General features: G+C 67.9%; 10 protein-coding genes. 3 read left to right on the top strand and 7 right to left on the bottom strand.

The annotated features are described in order from the left end of the window. The first annotated feature begins 26 nt into the window (after positions 1–26). A complete protein-coding gene (locus tag LGY53_RS27275) occupies positions 27–1,121 on the top strand; it encodes an FAD-dependent monooxygenase (RefSeq protein ID WP_225729562.1) in 1,095 nt (364 codons plus the stop codon). A 37-nt stretch (positions 1,122–1,158) separates the two neighbouring features. Here LGY53_RS27275 and LGY53_RS27280 read toward each other — a convergent pair whose 3' ends face one another. After that, positions 1,159–2,124: a YafY family protein gene (locus tag LGY53_RS27280; protein WP_225729563.1), complete on the bottom strand. Its 966-nt coding sequence runs from the start codon at positions 2,122–2,124 to the stop codon at positions 1,159–1,161. Positions 2,125–2,187: 63 nt separating this feature from the next. On the opposite strand from LGY53_RS27280, the gene LGY53_RS27285 reads away from it, so the two are divergent. After that, positions 2,188–3,342: an epoxide hydrolase family protein gene (locus LGY53_RS27285; protein ID WP_225729564.1), complete on the top strand. Its 1,155-nt coding sequence runs from the start codon at positions 2,188–2,190 to the stop codon at positions 3,340–3,342. Positions 3,343–3,436: 94 nt separating this feature from the next. Here LGY53_RS27285 and LGY53_RS27290 read toward each other — a convergent pair whose 3' ends face one another. Continuing rightward, positions 3,437–4,405 carry a YafY family protein gene (locus tag LGY53_RS27290; RefSeq protein WP_225729565.1) on the bottom strand — a complete coding sequence of 323 codons (969 nt, stop codon included), beginning with the start codon at positions 4,403–4,405 and terminating at the stop codon, positions 3,437–3,439. Between the two features lie 63 nt (positions 4,406–4,468). On the opposite strand from LGY53_RS27290, the gene LGY53_RS27295 reads away from it, so the two are divergent. After that, entirely contained in the window at positions 4,469–4,960 is a 492-nt protein-coding gene (locus LGY53_RS27295; RefSeq protein ID WP_225729566.1) for a pyridoxamine 5'-phosphate oxidase family protein, read from the top strand. On the opposite strand, the gene LGY53_RS27300 is transcribed toward LGY53_RS27295, so the two are convergent. From LGY53_RS27300 to LGY53_RS27320, 5 genes are all read right to left on the bottom strand, one after another. Continuing rightward, on the bottom strand, positions 4,957–5,610 hold the full coding sequence (locus LGY53_RS27300; protein ID WP_225729567.1) for a TetR/AcrR family transcriptional regulator: 654 nt from the start codon (positions 5,608–5,610) through the stop codon (positions 4,957–4,959). The two genes, LGY53_RS27295 and LGY53_RS27300, sit on opposite strands and share 4 nt — an antisense overlap. 90 nt (positions 5,611–5,700) lie before the next feature. Continuing rightward, positions 5,701–11,178, bottom strand: coding sequence for a carboxyl transferase domain-containing protein (locus LGY53_RS27305; RefSeq protein WP_225729568.1), 5,478 nt, complete (start codon positions 11,176–11,178; stop codon positions 5,701–5,703). A 445-nt stretch (positions 11,179–11,623) separates the two neighbouring features. Continuing rightward, entirely contained in the window at positions 11,624–12,445 is an 822-nt protein-coding gene (locus LGY53_RS27310; protein WP_225729569.1) for a class I SAM-dependent methyltransferase, read from the bottom strand. A gap of 72 nt (positions 12,446–12,517) precedes the next feature. After that, a complete protein-coding gene (locus tag LGY53_RS27315) occupies positions 12,518–12,898 on the bottom strand; it encodes a DUF6463 family protein (protein WP_225729570.1) in 381 nt (126 codons plus the stop codon). After that, entirely contained in the window at positions 12,895–13,503 is a 609-nt protein-coding gene (locus tag LGY53_RS27320; RefSeq protein WP_225729571.1) for a DUF2867 domain-containing protein, read from the bottom strand. The genes LGY53_RS27315 and LGY53_RS27320 overlap by 4 nt, the downstream gene beginning before the upstream one ends. Positions 13,504–13,538 lie beyond the last annotated feature (35 nt).

Here is a 13,538-nt window from a genome sequence, read left to right on the forward strand (position 1 = left end):
GGAGCGAGTTCACCGGGAGGGGTGCGATGCCGAAGGCGATAATCGTCGGTGCCGGTATCGGTGGCTTGGCCACCGCTGTCGCGTTCATCAGACAGGGCTGGGATGTGGAGGTGCTGGAACGGGTTCCGCGGATCCGCGAGGTCGGTGCGGGATTGTCGGTGTGGCCCAACGGGCTTCGCGCGCTGGCCGCGCTCGGGCTCGCGGATGCGGTGCCCGCACGGGAATCGGGCGCTGCGGGGATCCGGGATACCGACGGGCACTGGCTGAGCCGGTCGGACGTGGCACTGCTCAGATCGAAATACGGCCTGCCGCAGATGATGCACCGCGCCGAGCTGCACGAGGTCTTGCGCGCCGCCGTTCCGGAATCCATGCTGCGCACGGGAATCACGGTGACGCGGGCGCATCCCGACGGCACCGTGGAACATTCCGCGGGCACCTCGGTAGGGGAGGTGATCGTCGGCGCGGACGGTATTCGGAGCGTGGTGCGCCGCGCCGTATGCGGTGTGATCGAGCCCCGCTACAGCGGCTATGTGACATGGCGGATGGTGGTCACGCCGACCGAGCCGGTAGGTGAGATCGCCGAGATCTGGGGCACCGGCGAGCGATTCGGCTATGGCGTGCTGCACGATGGCCGGGTCTACTGCTTCGCCGTAGCGAATAAGGCGGCGGGCGCGGAGGATGGCGGGCTCGGCGAGCTCCGGCGGCGCTTCGCGGACTGGCCCGCGCCGGTGCCCGCGCTGGTCGCGGCGGCCACCGAGGAAGACCTGCTCAAACACGACATATATGACCTGCCGCCGTTGAAAACATATGTGGCCGAACGCATCGCGCTCGTCGGTGATGCGGCGCACGCGATGACGCCGAATCTCGGGCAGGGCGCCTGTCAGGCGCTGGAGGACGCGGTGGTGCTGGCACGGATCGCGGCCGACGGGAACGGACTGGCGCGGTACGACGCCGAACGCCTGCGGCGTACGCAGATGATACGTGTTCGTTCGCGACAGATCGGAGCCATCGCGCAGTTGTCCTGGCGGCCCGCGGTCGCGGTGCGCAATGCGGTGATGCGGCGGTTACCCGCCGAGGCGCAGGCGAAAACCCTTGCTGCCGCAGTCGATTGGCAGCCCTGAGGAGCGGTCGGTTCGGCGCCGGGCGCTCACGATTGGGTCAGCGGTGCGGTACGTTCCGCACCGCGGCCGCGCAGCGCGCCGCATGCGCCCGTAGTGCCGCGACCAATTCCGGTGGCCCGCTGACGAGTTCGAAGTCGAGATCCACCGAGGTGATCATCCACACCAGCGACCACGGCGTATCCGCGCCGACGCGCAGCAGGCAACCGTGCTCGTCGATCGCCTCCAGCACACCGGTACCCGGCCAGACGCGTTCGGCGGCCGCCTCGGCCGATACCGGCAGCCGAACGGTAGCCTGGAACGGCCAGGCGTGTACCGAGAGTCTGCGCGAAAGATATTCCGCCACATCGCCTTCGGGAATTTCCCTGGGCGAGAAGCGGGGTCCGGTCGGTATCTTCGGCGTCATCCGGTCGACGCGGAAGGTGCGCCAATCGGCGCGGTCGGTGTCCCACGCGACCAGATACCACTGGCGGTCGAAGTTGACCAGGTGGTGCGGTTCCACTGTGCGCCTTGCGGTTCGGCCGTTGTGGTCGCGATAGTCGAAGCGGAGCCGCTCGTGCCGTCGCACCGTCTCGGCGATCGCCATCAGCGCCTCGGCGTCCACCGCGGCTCCCGGCGCCGCGACCCGGACGGTCGCCGCCCGCAGCGTCTGGACCCGATGGCGCAGGCGCGGCGGCAGCACCTGTTCGAGTTTGGTCAGCGCGCGCAGCGACGCCTCCTCGATGCCGCTCGAGCCGCCGGACGCGCCGCGCAGCCCGACCGCCACCGCGACCGCCTCCTCGTCGTCCAGGAGCAGCGGCGGCAGTGCGGCGCCCGCGCCCAGCCGGTAACCCGCCGTGCCCTGGGCCGCGTGCACCGGATAGCCCAGGTCGCGGAGGCGGTCGATATCCCGGCGCACGGTGCGGCCGGTGACGCCGAGCCGCTCGGCCAGCTCCGCACCGGACCAATCGCGATGGGTCTGAAGTAGGGCGAGCAGTTTGAGCAGCCGCGCGGAGGTTTCCAACACGATCTCGATTCTGCCATTCAGTTAGGAACGAGACTGTCCTAAGCGGCCTCTAGCGTCGTATTCATGAGCAACGAGAACATCCGACCCTTCCGCATCGAGATCCCGCAGGCACGGCTGGACGATCTGCGCGCACGGCTCGGCGGTGTCCGCTGGCCGGATGAATTGCCCGGCGTCGGTTGGGATTACGGTATGCCGGTGTCGTATCTGCGTTCGCTGGCCGAATATTGGCGCGATCAATACGACTGGCGCGCCGTGGAAAAGGAACTCAACGAGCTACCGCAGTTCGTCACCGAAATAGACGGGCAGCAAATGCATTTCGTACACGTGCGGTCGCCGGAACCGGATGCGCTACCACTGGTGCTGAGCCACGGCTGGGGGAGCACCTTCACCGAATTCCTGGAGGTCATCGGTCCGCTGAGCGATCCGCGCGGGCACGGCGGCGATCCGAAAGACGCCTTCCACCTGGTGATCCCATCGCTTCCCGGCTTCGCCTTCTCCGGTCCGACGCATCGTGCCGGGGATGCGGGCACGGAGAACGGGGCGCGGCTGATCGCGCAGCTGATGACCCGGCTCGGCTACGAGCGATACGGCGCGCAGGGTGGCGACGCCGGGCAGTTCGTCTCCGCTGAGCTGGGACGGATCGCGCCGGACCAGGTCGCGGGCATCCATCTCAACGGCCCGATAACGTTGCCGTCCTGGGACGGCGGCGAATCCGATGTGGAATACAGCGAATCCGATCTCGAGCGGCTGGCCGAACTCAACGGTTCGAATAGCCAGACGAGATACGACTACGCGATGGTGCATTCCGGGCACCCGCAGACCCTGGCCATCGGCATGCACAATTCTCCGGTCGGCATGCTGGCCTGGATGACCGATATCTACCAGCGTTTCACGAATCCGGACATCGAATTTCCCGATGCCGCGGTCGGCCGCGACGCGCTGCTCACCACCGTCGCGATCTATTGGTTCACCGAGACCTTCGCCTCCTCGATCCGGGTGTACCGGGAATCGAACGTGTGGGGTGTGCGGCTGCCGAAATCCGGCGTGCCAACCGCGGCCGCGAATTTCGCGGGTGAGCGCCCGATCCGCGCCATCGCCGAACAGGAACACAATATCGTCCGCTGGACCGAATACGACCGCGGTGGGCATTTCGCGCCGCTCGAGGCGCCCGATTTGCTGATCGAGGATGTGCGGGAGTTCTTCCGCACGGTCCGGTAGTTCCGGTGGCACGTGGTGGCGGTGAAACTGCGCGACGGTCCGCCACCACGTCGGCCGCTGATAATCGCCGCGGCCAGCCGATAAGTCTCCATCGTCAATGTGAATAACGCGAATGCATCCTGGCCGCGGTTTCGGCGAGCCGGGCCCGCAACTCCGGCGGGTCCAGCACCTCCGCGTACTCGCCCAGCGGCAGAATCCCATGTGCCAGTACCTCATACGATTCCGAAGGCAATACGACCTCCACCCAGCCCTCGGCGTCCGGCTCGGTCGTCGTGGCCAGTGCCGCGGTGACCGCCGCCGGATCGTTGGTCAGCCGGAGGAACCGCAGATGGGTTGGCGCGATGCGGATCCGGGCCCGCACTCGCAACATCGACCGGGCGAATTCGTCCGCCGCGACGGCCCAGTGCGCGGCGAGATCGAAATCCGCTGGCCGCGTGAATATTTCGTCTGTCGGGACGGCCTCGATGATCCGGCCCACCCGGTACGAGCGGATATCGGTGTCCTGCCGGGCTACCAGGTACCAGTTGCCCGCTTTCAAGACGAGTCCGAGCGGGTCGATCGTGCGCCGCACCTCTTTATCCTTGCGGCCGTAGCGAATCGAGAGCCTGCGGTCGTGCCACAGAGCTTCGGCCACCACGGCCAGGGTGGGTGTCTCGTCGGGCCGATGGAACCAGCCCGGCGCGTCGATATGCACCCGGTCCGCGATACGCGTTGCGCGGCCCCGCAATTCGGGTGGCAGCGCGGCGAGCACCTTGAGCTGTGCGGTGGCCAGTACCGTGCCGAGGCCCAAATCCGCTGCCGCGCCGGGCAATCCGGCCAGCAGCACGGCGTCCGCCTCCTCGGTGGTCAGGCCGGTGAGCCGGGTCCGGTAACCGTCGACCAGCCGGACGCCACCCGTGCGCCCCTGTTCGCAGTAGACCGGGACGCCCGCCTCCGACAGCGCATCGATATCCCGGTAGACGGTGCGCACGGAAACCTCCAGTTCGGCGGCCAGCTGCGCGGCCGTGGTCCGGCCGCGCGTCTGCAACAGCAGCAGCAACCGCACCAATCGACTCGCCCGCATATCGGCCAGCCTATTCGAAAAACCTGACAGAAGATGTCCAGTATCGGCGCTACCGTCGAGGTCATGACCACCTGGACCCAATTCACCGTGGAAGCGCCGCATATCGCCGCGATCTTCGAGCGCAGGCACAAGGCCGCCGGCAACCTGTGTCTGCTCGGCACCGTGCGCGCCGACGGTTCACCGCGGATCAGCCCCATCGAGCCGCGCGTCTTCGAGGGCATGCTGGTGATCGGGGGCATGCCGAACACCACCAAATTCGCCGATCTGGCCCGCGATCCGCGGTTCTGTCTGCACACCGCGACCGTCGACACCCACGTCGGCGACGGTGACGCCAAACTGTTCGGCGCCGTCACCAACCGCCCGGACCGCGACCTACACGTACGATTCGCCGAAAACCTTTACCAGGAAACCGGATTCGATATCCGCGGCGAGGAGTTCGACCACTTCTACGTGGCCGACCTGACCGGCGCGTCCACGGTGGAGGTGATCGATGACCACCTCGACATCACCATCTGGAAACCGGGCCGGGGCGAACGAGTCGTCCGCAAGCACTAACGGGATAGCGACGCTTCCGCGCGAACCTTGCCGGACATCACGGCGTGCAGCCCAGCCGTGAAGCGCCGGTCGCGGTCGCCGGTCATGATGGCGATGATGTCACCGGATTCGTCGGCCCGCGCGGTGCCGTCGGCCGAAATGCCGTGCACCAGATCGTCCCATTCGTCCGCGCCGACCAGTTCCAGATAGGCCTGTTCCTCGATGACGAAACCCGTTATGTAGGAACGCAATACCAGCGCGATCTCGCCGGGGTCGAATTCCGGCACGGTGACGGCCCGCAGCAGGGCGAACAGCGTGGCCGATACCCGCACGGTCGCGGTGGACGGTGAATACGAGCCGGCGACGATGCGCCCGCCGTCCCGGAATTGCAGCATTGCCGCGCGAATCCGCTCACAGCATGCGATCACCTGGCCCGCGTCGGGGTCACCGGTGTCGAGGCCGTCGAGGTCGACGGCGCCGAAAATCGTGTCGGCCATTGCCCGTTGCAGATCCTTGCGGTCGCGCACATGTTTGTACAGCGCGCCCGGTGACACCTGCGCCGCGGCCGCCAGCCGGCGCATGGTGAGCGCGTCGAGTCCGTATTCCGAGACGTATTCGTGAGCGATGGCGGCCAGCCGGTCTCGGGTCAATCCGCGCCTGGTCGTCGCCATCGGTTCCAACCCCTTTGTGCCTGACTGAATTACGCGGCCGAACTGAATCGGTTGGCCGCACGCTGCCGCACGGCCAACCGATATCACACATCAGACCAGCGTCATCGTCCGGTCCGCCGCCTTGGCCTCGATGGCGGCGATGATCCGCGGCCGCAATTCGGCGGCGCGGACCACGGCGTCGACCGAACCGACCTCGACGGCGCGCTGAATGCTGTGCACGCGGTCGAATTCGGCGGCCACATCGGCGAGCTTCTCGGTGCGTACCGAGGCTCGCAGCTCGTCGAGTTCGGCGGTGAGCGCGGCCCGGTCGGCGCCGGCGGCGGCCGCGGCGCGGGCCTCCAGATCGCGCACCCGTGGATCGGATGCGGTACGGGCGGCCACGTCGGCGGCGAAGACCACCGCCGCGGCCGGAGCGCCGCCGAGCACCGAAGCGAACGCACCCTCCACCGCGAGCACCGTCATCTCCGGGTTGAGCGTCTTGGAGAACACCACGAACGCGCCGCCGTGGTATCGCGAAAGGACGCAGAACACGATGGGTCCGCGGAAATTCACGATGGCGCGGCCGATTTCGGCGCCGTACTCCAGCTGCAGCTTCCGCAGCGACTCCGGCGATCCGTCGAAGCCGGACAGGTTCGCCAGCACCACCAGCGGCCGGTTGCCGCTGGCCGCGTTGATCGCCCGCGCGGCCTTCTTCGACGACTGCGGGAAGAGCGTGCCCGCGGTGTAGGTGTCGGGGCCGTCGGTGGGCGGGAAGCCGCGCCGGGCCACCGGACGCGACTCGATCCCCAACGCGCACACCGGAATACCGCCGAGGTGCAGATCCTGCACCACCGCGGTCTCGGCGTCGGCCATGCCCGCCCAGCGCTCCAGCACGGGATGGTCCTGATCGGCCAGCGCCCGCATGACGGTGCGGATGTCGAACGGCTTCTTGCGGTCCGGATTCGCGGTGGCGGAGAAGATTTCGCCGACGGTGCGGAAATCGCTGTCCCCGACCGGGTGCGGGTAGTCACAGATGTCGCGGTCGATGGGGTCGGTCGTCGCGACGCGGCGCGGACCCTGTTCGCCGGGTACCACATAGGTGTGCTCGTAGTGCGACATCAGAATGTCGCGTGCCGCGGTCAAATTCGGCGCCCAGTACTGCGCCTGGCCGTTCGGCCCCATGACCCGCTCGTAGCCGCCGATGCCGAAATTGTCCTCGGCCGAAACACCGCCGGAGAAGTCGAGCGCCTGTTTACCGGTGAGCACCATCGCCGATTCCGGCGTCATCACCAGAATGCCCTTGGTGTGCATGAGCATTGTCGCCTCGGCGTTCCAGTACGGCTGCGCCCCGACGTTGATGCCCGCGACGACGATATTGATCTCCCCACCGTCCTGGGTGAATTCGACGATGCGCTTCAGCGCGGCGGCCACCCAGTCCATATTCTCGGTGCCCGACTGCATGGAGATCCTGGCGCCGGACGAGAGCGCGTACCACTCCAGCGGCACGCCCAACCGCTCGGCGAGATCGAGTGCGGCGATGATTCGGCGGCACTCCGGTTCCGACAGCGCGCCAAGGGATTTCGTCGGGTCGCCGAGCAGCGCCACCCTGCTGACACCCTCCGGATGCCGCCTGGTCGCGGTGGTGACGACACCCGCGACGATCGCCGCGGAATTGCGGCCCTTCGGCCGGTCCACCGGTACCAGCGCGTGCTTGTCGTCGAGGTCGTATTCGGCGAATTCGCCCAGCAGGTCGGTCAATTCGTACGGGTACACGGTATTGCGGATGCTGGCGCGCAGCACCTTCAGCCGGTAGTCGTCGAGCGGTTCGATCTCCTCGGTCGACGGCTCGCCGAGCACGAGTTCGGTGCCGCCGGTGGGGTCGAACCGGAAGTGCACCGAAATCTTGTGCAGCTCACCGGTTTTCCGGTCCCGCTGGCGCGCGATGAACTGGATCTCCTCCAGGCCCGCGCCCGCGGCGGTCGGCAGGATGCGCGCGGCGATGATATCCATTTCCGCGCGGGTGATCTCGCTCGGCGGCCACACGTACACGACGATCCTGTTGGTGTTGAACCGCTTTGCCGTCGGCCGCTGCGACTGCGCGCGCCGGATCGAGTCGAGGCAGGTGGCGAGCGTGTTCTCCGCGGTCGGCAGCGCGACCAGCTGTCCGTCGTGATCGCGCAGCTCGGTCAGATCACGGACCTGCGCGAACGCGATGAGCCGGTCGTCGGACGGGTTGTCCTTCGCGACGGCGCGGAACAGGTAGACCTCGTCGTCGTCGGAGGACGAGACCCGGGTGAGGTCGAATTTGCTCAGCCGCTGCATCTGCATGCGCTGGGCGATGTAGGGATGCAGGCCGCGGATCAGCCGATCCTCGGCGAATCCGGCATCGGACGGCTGGAAGGTGAAGTGGTGGTGCATCACCGCGGCCTTACTTCCGGCGACGGCGATGGTGACCCGGCCGACCTGCTCGGGCAGCGGCACCGATCGCACCACCTCGTGCAGCGCGGCGGCCATCGCGTCGAAATCCTCCGGCTGCTGTTCCCAGCGCAGGTAGATATCGACGACGACCGGATGTTCGACGGTGATCAGATCGGTGAGCGCGTGCAGCGCGTCCCCGAGTTCGGCCATGCCGACCGCGCACGAAACCACCAGCGAATCGGCGCGTTCGGCGATGACGAAGGTGCAGCCGGAGATCTCGCTCGCGCGCAGGCTGGTGAGGCCTTTGTTGCCGTAGTAGCGGCGGGTGAGCACCTCGAGCAGTACGGCGCTGTTCAGATCGGGCCGGGCCAACCGCTGGCCGAGCAGGCGCACGAGAGGTTCGGTGCTGCGCACCATTTCGGCGATGCGTTCCGCGCGGTCGGCCGCGTCGGGCTGAATATCCAAGTGCCGCAGGTGCCTACGCACGTCGGTGTAGACGCGGGCCCGGTTGCGGCGCAGCAGCGGCTGACCGAACCAGGCGTAGGCGACCCCGCGGGCGAGGTCGGCGACGACCGGGAAACGCACCTGGGTGGCGGCGACCAGCCGGGCCAGCGCCAGACCGATGGGCTCGCGCACGGACTTCTCGGGCACCGGCTCGCGCAGCCATTCGCGCAGCAGCGCGGCGAGCAGCGCGGCATGTGCCGACGCGCGCTGCTGCGCCAGGAAGATGCGGAACACCGCGGCCTCCAGCTCCGGCGAGCGCGGCAATTCGGTGACGCCGTAACGGCGCAGCGCGTTGCCGAGTTTCGTCTGGAACGATTCGGGCAGCCCGGCCCGGTCGACATCGAGGCTCTGCAGGTAGACGTGGAAATATTCGCGGGCGCTGTGGATATGGCCGCCGACGTGTTCGTCCGCGGGCCGGTTGTGGCTCAGCTCGGCGAGGTCGGTGAAGATGTCGATGAGCTCGAGCTCCTCGGCGAGCGTCCGCTCGCCGTTCGCGCCGAGCACCTGGCGCGCGAGGATATAGTCGTCGAGCACCCGGCGTTCGTCGTGCGGGTCGACGTCGAAGCCGAGCAGCAGGCTGCGCAGATCCTCCTGACCCTGCCGGGCCCGCTGCGCCGCGGGCACGGAATCGGGGCCGGCGGGCAGATCCAGCTCGACCGGCGCGGCGGCGGCCTGGTCTTGCTCGTCGTCGGTGGCGAGCGGTTCCAGGCGCAGCAGCGGCGCGCCGGTCTCGACCTGGGTGCCGACCGATACGTGGGATTCCTTGAGGCGCGCGGCGAACGGCGCACGCAGCACCGTCTCCATCTTCATGCTCTCCAGGACGAGTACCGGCGCACCGGCCTCGACCTCGGCGCCGACCGCCAGCGGAGTGGCGACGACGAGGGCGGGCGCGGGCGCGCGGACGACACCGCCGTCGTCCCGGTTGATCCGGTGCGTCACACCGTCGACCTCGACCAGGTGGATGGGGCCGAAGGTGCTGGTGAGCAGCCGGTACCGGGTGCCGTTGACGATGATCTGCCCGGTATTGCGATCGAAGCGGTTCAATTCGATATCGGCCGTGCGGATTTCGCCGCCCGCCTCGATGACGACCCGGAACCGGTTCGCGCCGACCCTGGCGACCCGCACGCGATAGCCGACGCCGCGCAGCTGCAGATCCAGCGGCCTGCCGCTGTCGTGCTGCACCTGCGGGCGGCCACCGAACGCGGTGGTCAGCAGCCGCTGCTGTTCCGCGCGCTCGGCCTCCTCATATGTTTCGATGGCCGCGGCGGCGAGGGCGACGGCGGTGTGCCGATGCGATATCAGCCTGCCCGCCGCGCGGGCGCGGTCGATCCAGCCGGTGTCGGCGGTGGCGTCGATGATCTCGGGCTGGTCGAGCAGGTCGAGGACGAAACTCTTGTTCGTGACGCCGCCCTCGATGACGACCGTCGTCTGGGTCATGGCCTGGCGCAGCCTGCTCAGGGCCTCGGTCCGGTCGCGGCCGTAGGCGATGATCTTCGCGATCATCGAGTCGAAATCGGCCGGGATGGTGTCACCCTCGCCGACACCGGTGTCGACGCGGATACCGGGCCCCGCGGGCATGACCAGCCGGGCGATCCGGCCGGGCGCCGGCGCGAAATCGCGGTCCGGATCCTCGGCGTTGAGCCTGGCCTCGACGGCATGCCCGCGTTCGACGGGCGGCTCGCCCTCCAAGCGGTTGCCGGACGCCACCCACAGCTGGGCCTTGACCAGGTCGAATCCGGTGGTCGACTCGGTGATCGGATGTTCCACCTGCAGGCGGGTATTGACCTCGAGGAAGGCGAACTGCCGCTCACCCGGGTGGTAGAGGAATTCCACCGTCGCCGCGCCGCGGTAGCCGACCGCGAGCGCGAGCCGTTCCGCGGACGCCTTCAGCTCGGCCGCCTGCTCGGCGCTGAGCACCGGCGAGGCCGACTCCTCGATGATCTTCTGGTTGCGCCGCTGCACCGAGCAGTCCCGGACGCCGAGCGCCCATGCGGTTTCCTGGCCGTCGGCGATCACCTGCACCTCGACGTGCCGCGCGCCGGTGACGAGGCGTTCCAGGAATACGACGCCGCTGCCGAAGGCTCGTGCGGCCTCCTGGCTGGTGCGTTCGTACGCGTCGATCAGTTCGGCCTCGCTGGTGATCACCCGGATGCCGCGACCGCCGCCGCCCGCGGTCGCCTTGAGCATCAACGGATAACCGATCTCGGCCGCGGCCGCCTTTGCGGCGTCGAGGGTTTCGACCGCGCCCCGGCTCCACGGGGCGACCGGCACGCCGACCTCCTCGGCGATCAGTTTGGCGCCGATCTTGTCGCCGAGTTTGCGCATGGCCTCGGCGCTGGGTCCGACGAAGGTGACGCCGATTTCGGCGCACAGCTCCGCGAACGCCGGGTCTTCGGCGACGAAACCCCAACCGACCCAAGCGGCGTCGCATTTCGTCTCGACCAGCGCACGGCGCAGCGCGTTCAGGTCGAGATAGGGGCGCGCGGACGCGGGGCCGAGGTTGTAGGCGATATCAGCCTGGCGCACGAATGCGGCCGTGCTGTCCACGTCGGTGTATAAAGCGACGGTTTCGATCGGGGTCGCGGTCTCGGCGGCGAGTTCCCGCACCGCGCGGATGAGCCGCATCGCGGACTCTCCCCGGTTGACGATTCCGATACGTTCGAACACTCGAAGGTCCTTCTCTCCAAGGCACCGGCCTGGCCGACTGGATGGCTCGTTGCTCACAATTCCGCGTATGTTCCGTTGCCGCGCATCGCCTTTTGGTTCACGAGGCGGGACGGCGGGTGCGGTGCCGCGAGGTGCGGCGGGCGGCGACCGTGTCGAGCGGGACGGCAGGTCGCACCATCACCAAGTGGTGAGCACTGTTCACCGGATGGAGGCTAAACCTCCACCCGAAGCCCGTCAACCGGTGGGGAAGCTACTTCCGAGTTCGGTTTTTCCGGTGTCGCGGCGCCGGTGTCGGCGTGCGGCCGGCGGCGCGAATTCCATTGTAGGCGAAGGCCTTTGGCATCGGATCGGACCTACTGGCCGGTAACGAATCCCGCGTCGCCGACTCCCCGCCCGACAGTGGATCTCGCTATGGTGCGATCGGAAACCGGTGATCCGCAGGTTTTCAGAAGGCGAAGCGGTTCAGCACGTCGTATCTCTTGGCGGGCGTTCTGTACATCAGCTGATATAAGAGCCGCATAGGCGTGGCGGGGATTTTCGCGCAGCCGTCCATCGCCGAGGTCTGCTCGAGGAAACGGAGCCGCGGATTCCACAGCGCCAACTCGCGGGCGTCGCGGATGCCCCACTCGACGATGCCCTTGGCGAAGAGCTTCGTCAGAGTCGCCCCGATCGGAGACTGCGTGTCGAACAGCATCTCTCCCTCGGCGAACCGATCCGTCAGGCGTTGCAGCAGCGCGCGCACCTCGGCCTGCGGCAGATACATCAGTAGACCTTCGGCGATGATCAAGGTGGGCCGATCGGCGGGAGTCTCGTCCAGCCAGGCGGTATCCGTCACCGAGGAGCCGATCATCCGGTACCCTTCTCGCTCGTCGTACAGCTTGCGCCGCAATGCGATGACGTTCGGCTGGTCGAGATCGAACCACCGCACGGTCCGCGGCGGCCGTAGCCGGAACGCTCGGGTATCCATGCCGCAGCCGAGGTGCAGCACGATGGCGTCCGGATGGCGGTCCAGGAAGTCGGCGCTCCACCGATCCAGCCGAGCGGCCCGCAGGGCGACCAGCCACTGGTTCGACCTCGGTCGCATATAGCGGTGCATTCTGGCCCAGTCGTATTCGATCCGGTTCACCGCCGCCGCGGCCGCACTGTCGCCGAGAATCGGCCGCGGCGAACGGCTTTCGCAGGCCCGCAGGTACAGCGTGCCGAGATTCGTCCATTCGACCGAGCCCCACCGCACCTCGCCGAAATCGAACTTCTCCGTCGGCGTCACAACGGCCTCCCGGATGTGCGGCGTCGATGCCCGACTATACGCCGGGGCCGAACATGTTGCGGTACAACAGGATCAGGCGGCGCGCGCGGCGCGGCGGGCGGCGATCAGCAGCAGGATATCGGCGATGAGCAGGATCGGCCACGGTGACGGCGTGAGGATCACGGCGACGGTGATCGTCCAGATTCCCAGCGTCCACGCGATGAAGGGGGGTGGGGTGATGCCGCGGCGGTCCAGCCACAGCACGGCGAGGCCGAGGATCACCAGCGGTATGCCGAAGCTGTTCAGCGTCAACCAGTATGCGCTGTTCGCCGGGGTCATCGCGGTGAGGTCGTCGCTCCAGAGTCCGCCGCTGAACCACGTTCCGGCATAGCGCGCTGCGCGTAAGAACGTCAGGGCGAGGATCGTGTGCGCGGCGCCGAACAACACGATGAGTCCGCCTGCCCACTTGATCATCGGTCCGCCCCGTTCCGGGACGCGGGACCGCGGTTGAGCCACGCGCGTTCCCATTGGCGGGTCAGGGCCGGGTAGACGATCAGGAATCGGAATGGTCCGATCCCGGCCATATATAACCGTCCGAACAGGCCATTCGGTTTGACCAGCACCGCCATTCGGAGCTCGTATTCACCGTCGGCGGCCGGAACCCAACCTAGGTGCATGACCGTGTGGACCGTCATATTCGCCATCTCGTTGGCGGCTTCGTCGTGGAGTTCGTACATGGTGGTGAACGGGGTGTCCGGCAGCGGGCCGCCGTCCGTGGTCGCGCGCAGGTCCTGCGGTAACCGGTCGCGCAGTGCCGGAATTCGCCGTCCGATGGCCGCATCCGGACCGTCCCAGCCGAACAGTGCGCCCAGTCGCCAGCGCACGGCGAACAGCAACCGGACCAGCGGGGGTTGATCGCTCGGCCCGCCGGTTGCCCGCAGCGCGGCGAGCATGGCCGGGAAGTCGTCGGGCCCGGCGCCGGGGGTGCGGAACGACCACACGTCATAGACCTGGAAGTCGGGTGCGATCTCGTGGATCCGCCACGGGCGGCCGGTGTGCTCGGTTACCGGGAGTCTCATCGTCGTCACTGCCCTCTTTAGCTATACGGTAACGT

The sequence above is a fragment of the Nocardia sp. JCM 34519.1 genome, from assembly GCF_020361265.1.
GTDB lineage: Bacteria > Actinomycetota > Actinomycetes > Mycobacteriales > Mycobacteriaceae > Nocardia > Nocardia arthritidis_A.

Bases quoted from the DNA above. Each gene is read 5' to 3' on its own strand.
- LGY53_RS27275 (WP_225729562.1), top strand. From the start codon at position 27: ATGCCGAAGGCGATAATCGTCGGTGCCGGTATCGGTGGCTTGGCCACC.
- LGY53_RS27285 (WP_225729564.1), top strand. From the start codon at position 2,188: ATGAGCAACGAGAACATCCGACCCTTCCGCATCGAGATCCCGCAGGCA.
- LGY53_RS27290 (WP_225729565.1), bottom strand. From the start codon at position 4,405: ATGCGGGCGAGTCGATTGGTGCGGTTGCTGCTGCTGTTGCAGACGCGC.
- LGY53_RS27295 (WP_225729566.1), top strand. From the start codon at position 4,469: ATGACCACCTGGACCCAATTCACCGTGGAAGCGCCGCATATCGCCGCG.
- LGY53_RS27300 (WP_225729567.1), bottom strand. From the start codon at position 5,610: ATGGCGACGACCAGGCGCGGATTGACCCGAGACCGGCTGGCCGCCATC.
- LGY53_RS27315 (WP_225729570.1), bottom strand. From the start codon at position 12,898: ATGATCAAGTGGGCAGGCGGACTCATCGTGTTGTTCGGCGCCGCGCAC.
- LGY53_RS27320 (WP_225729571.1), bottom strand. From the start codon at position 13,503: ATGAGACTCCCGGTAACCGAGCACACCGGCCGCCCGTGGCGGATCCAC.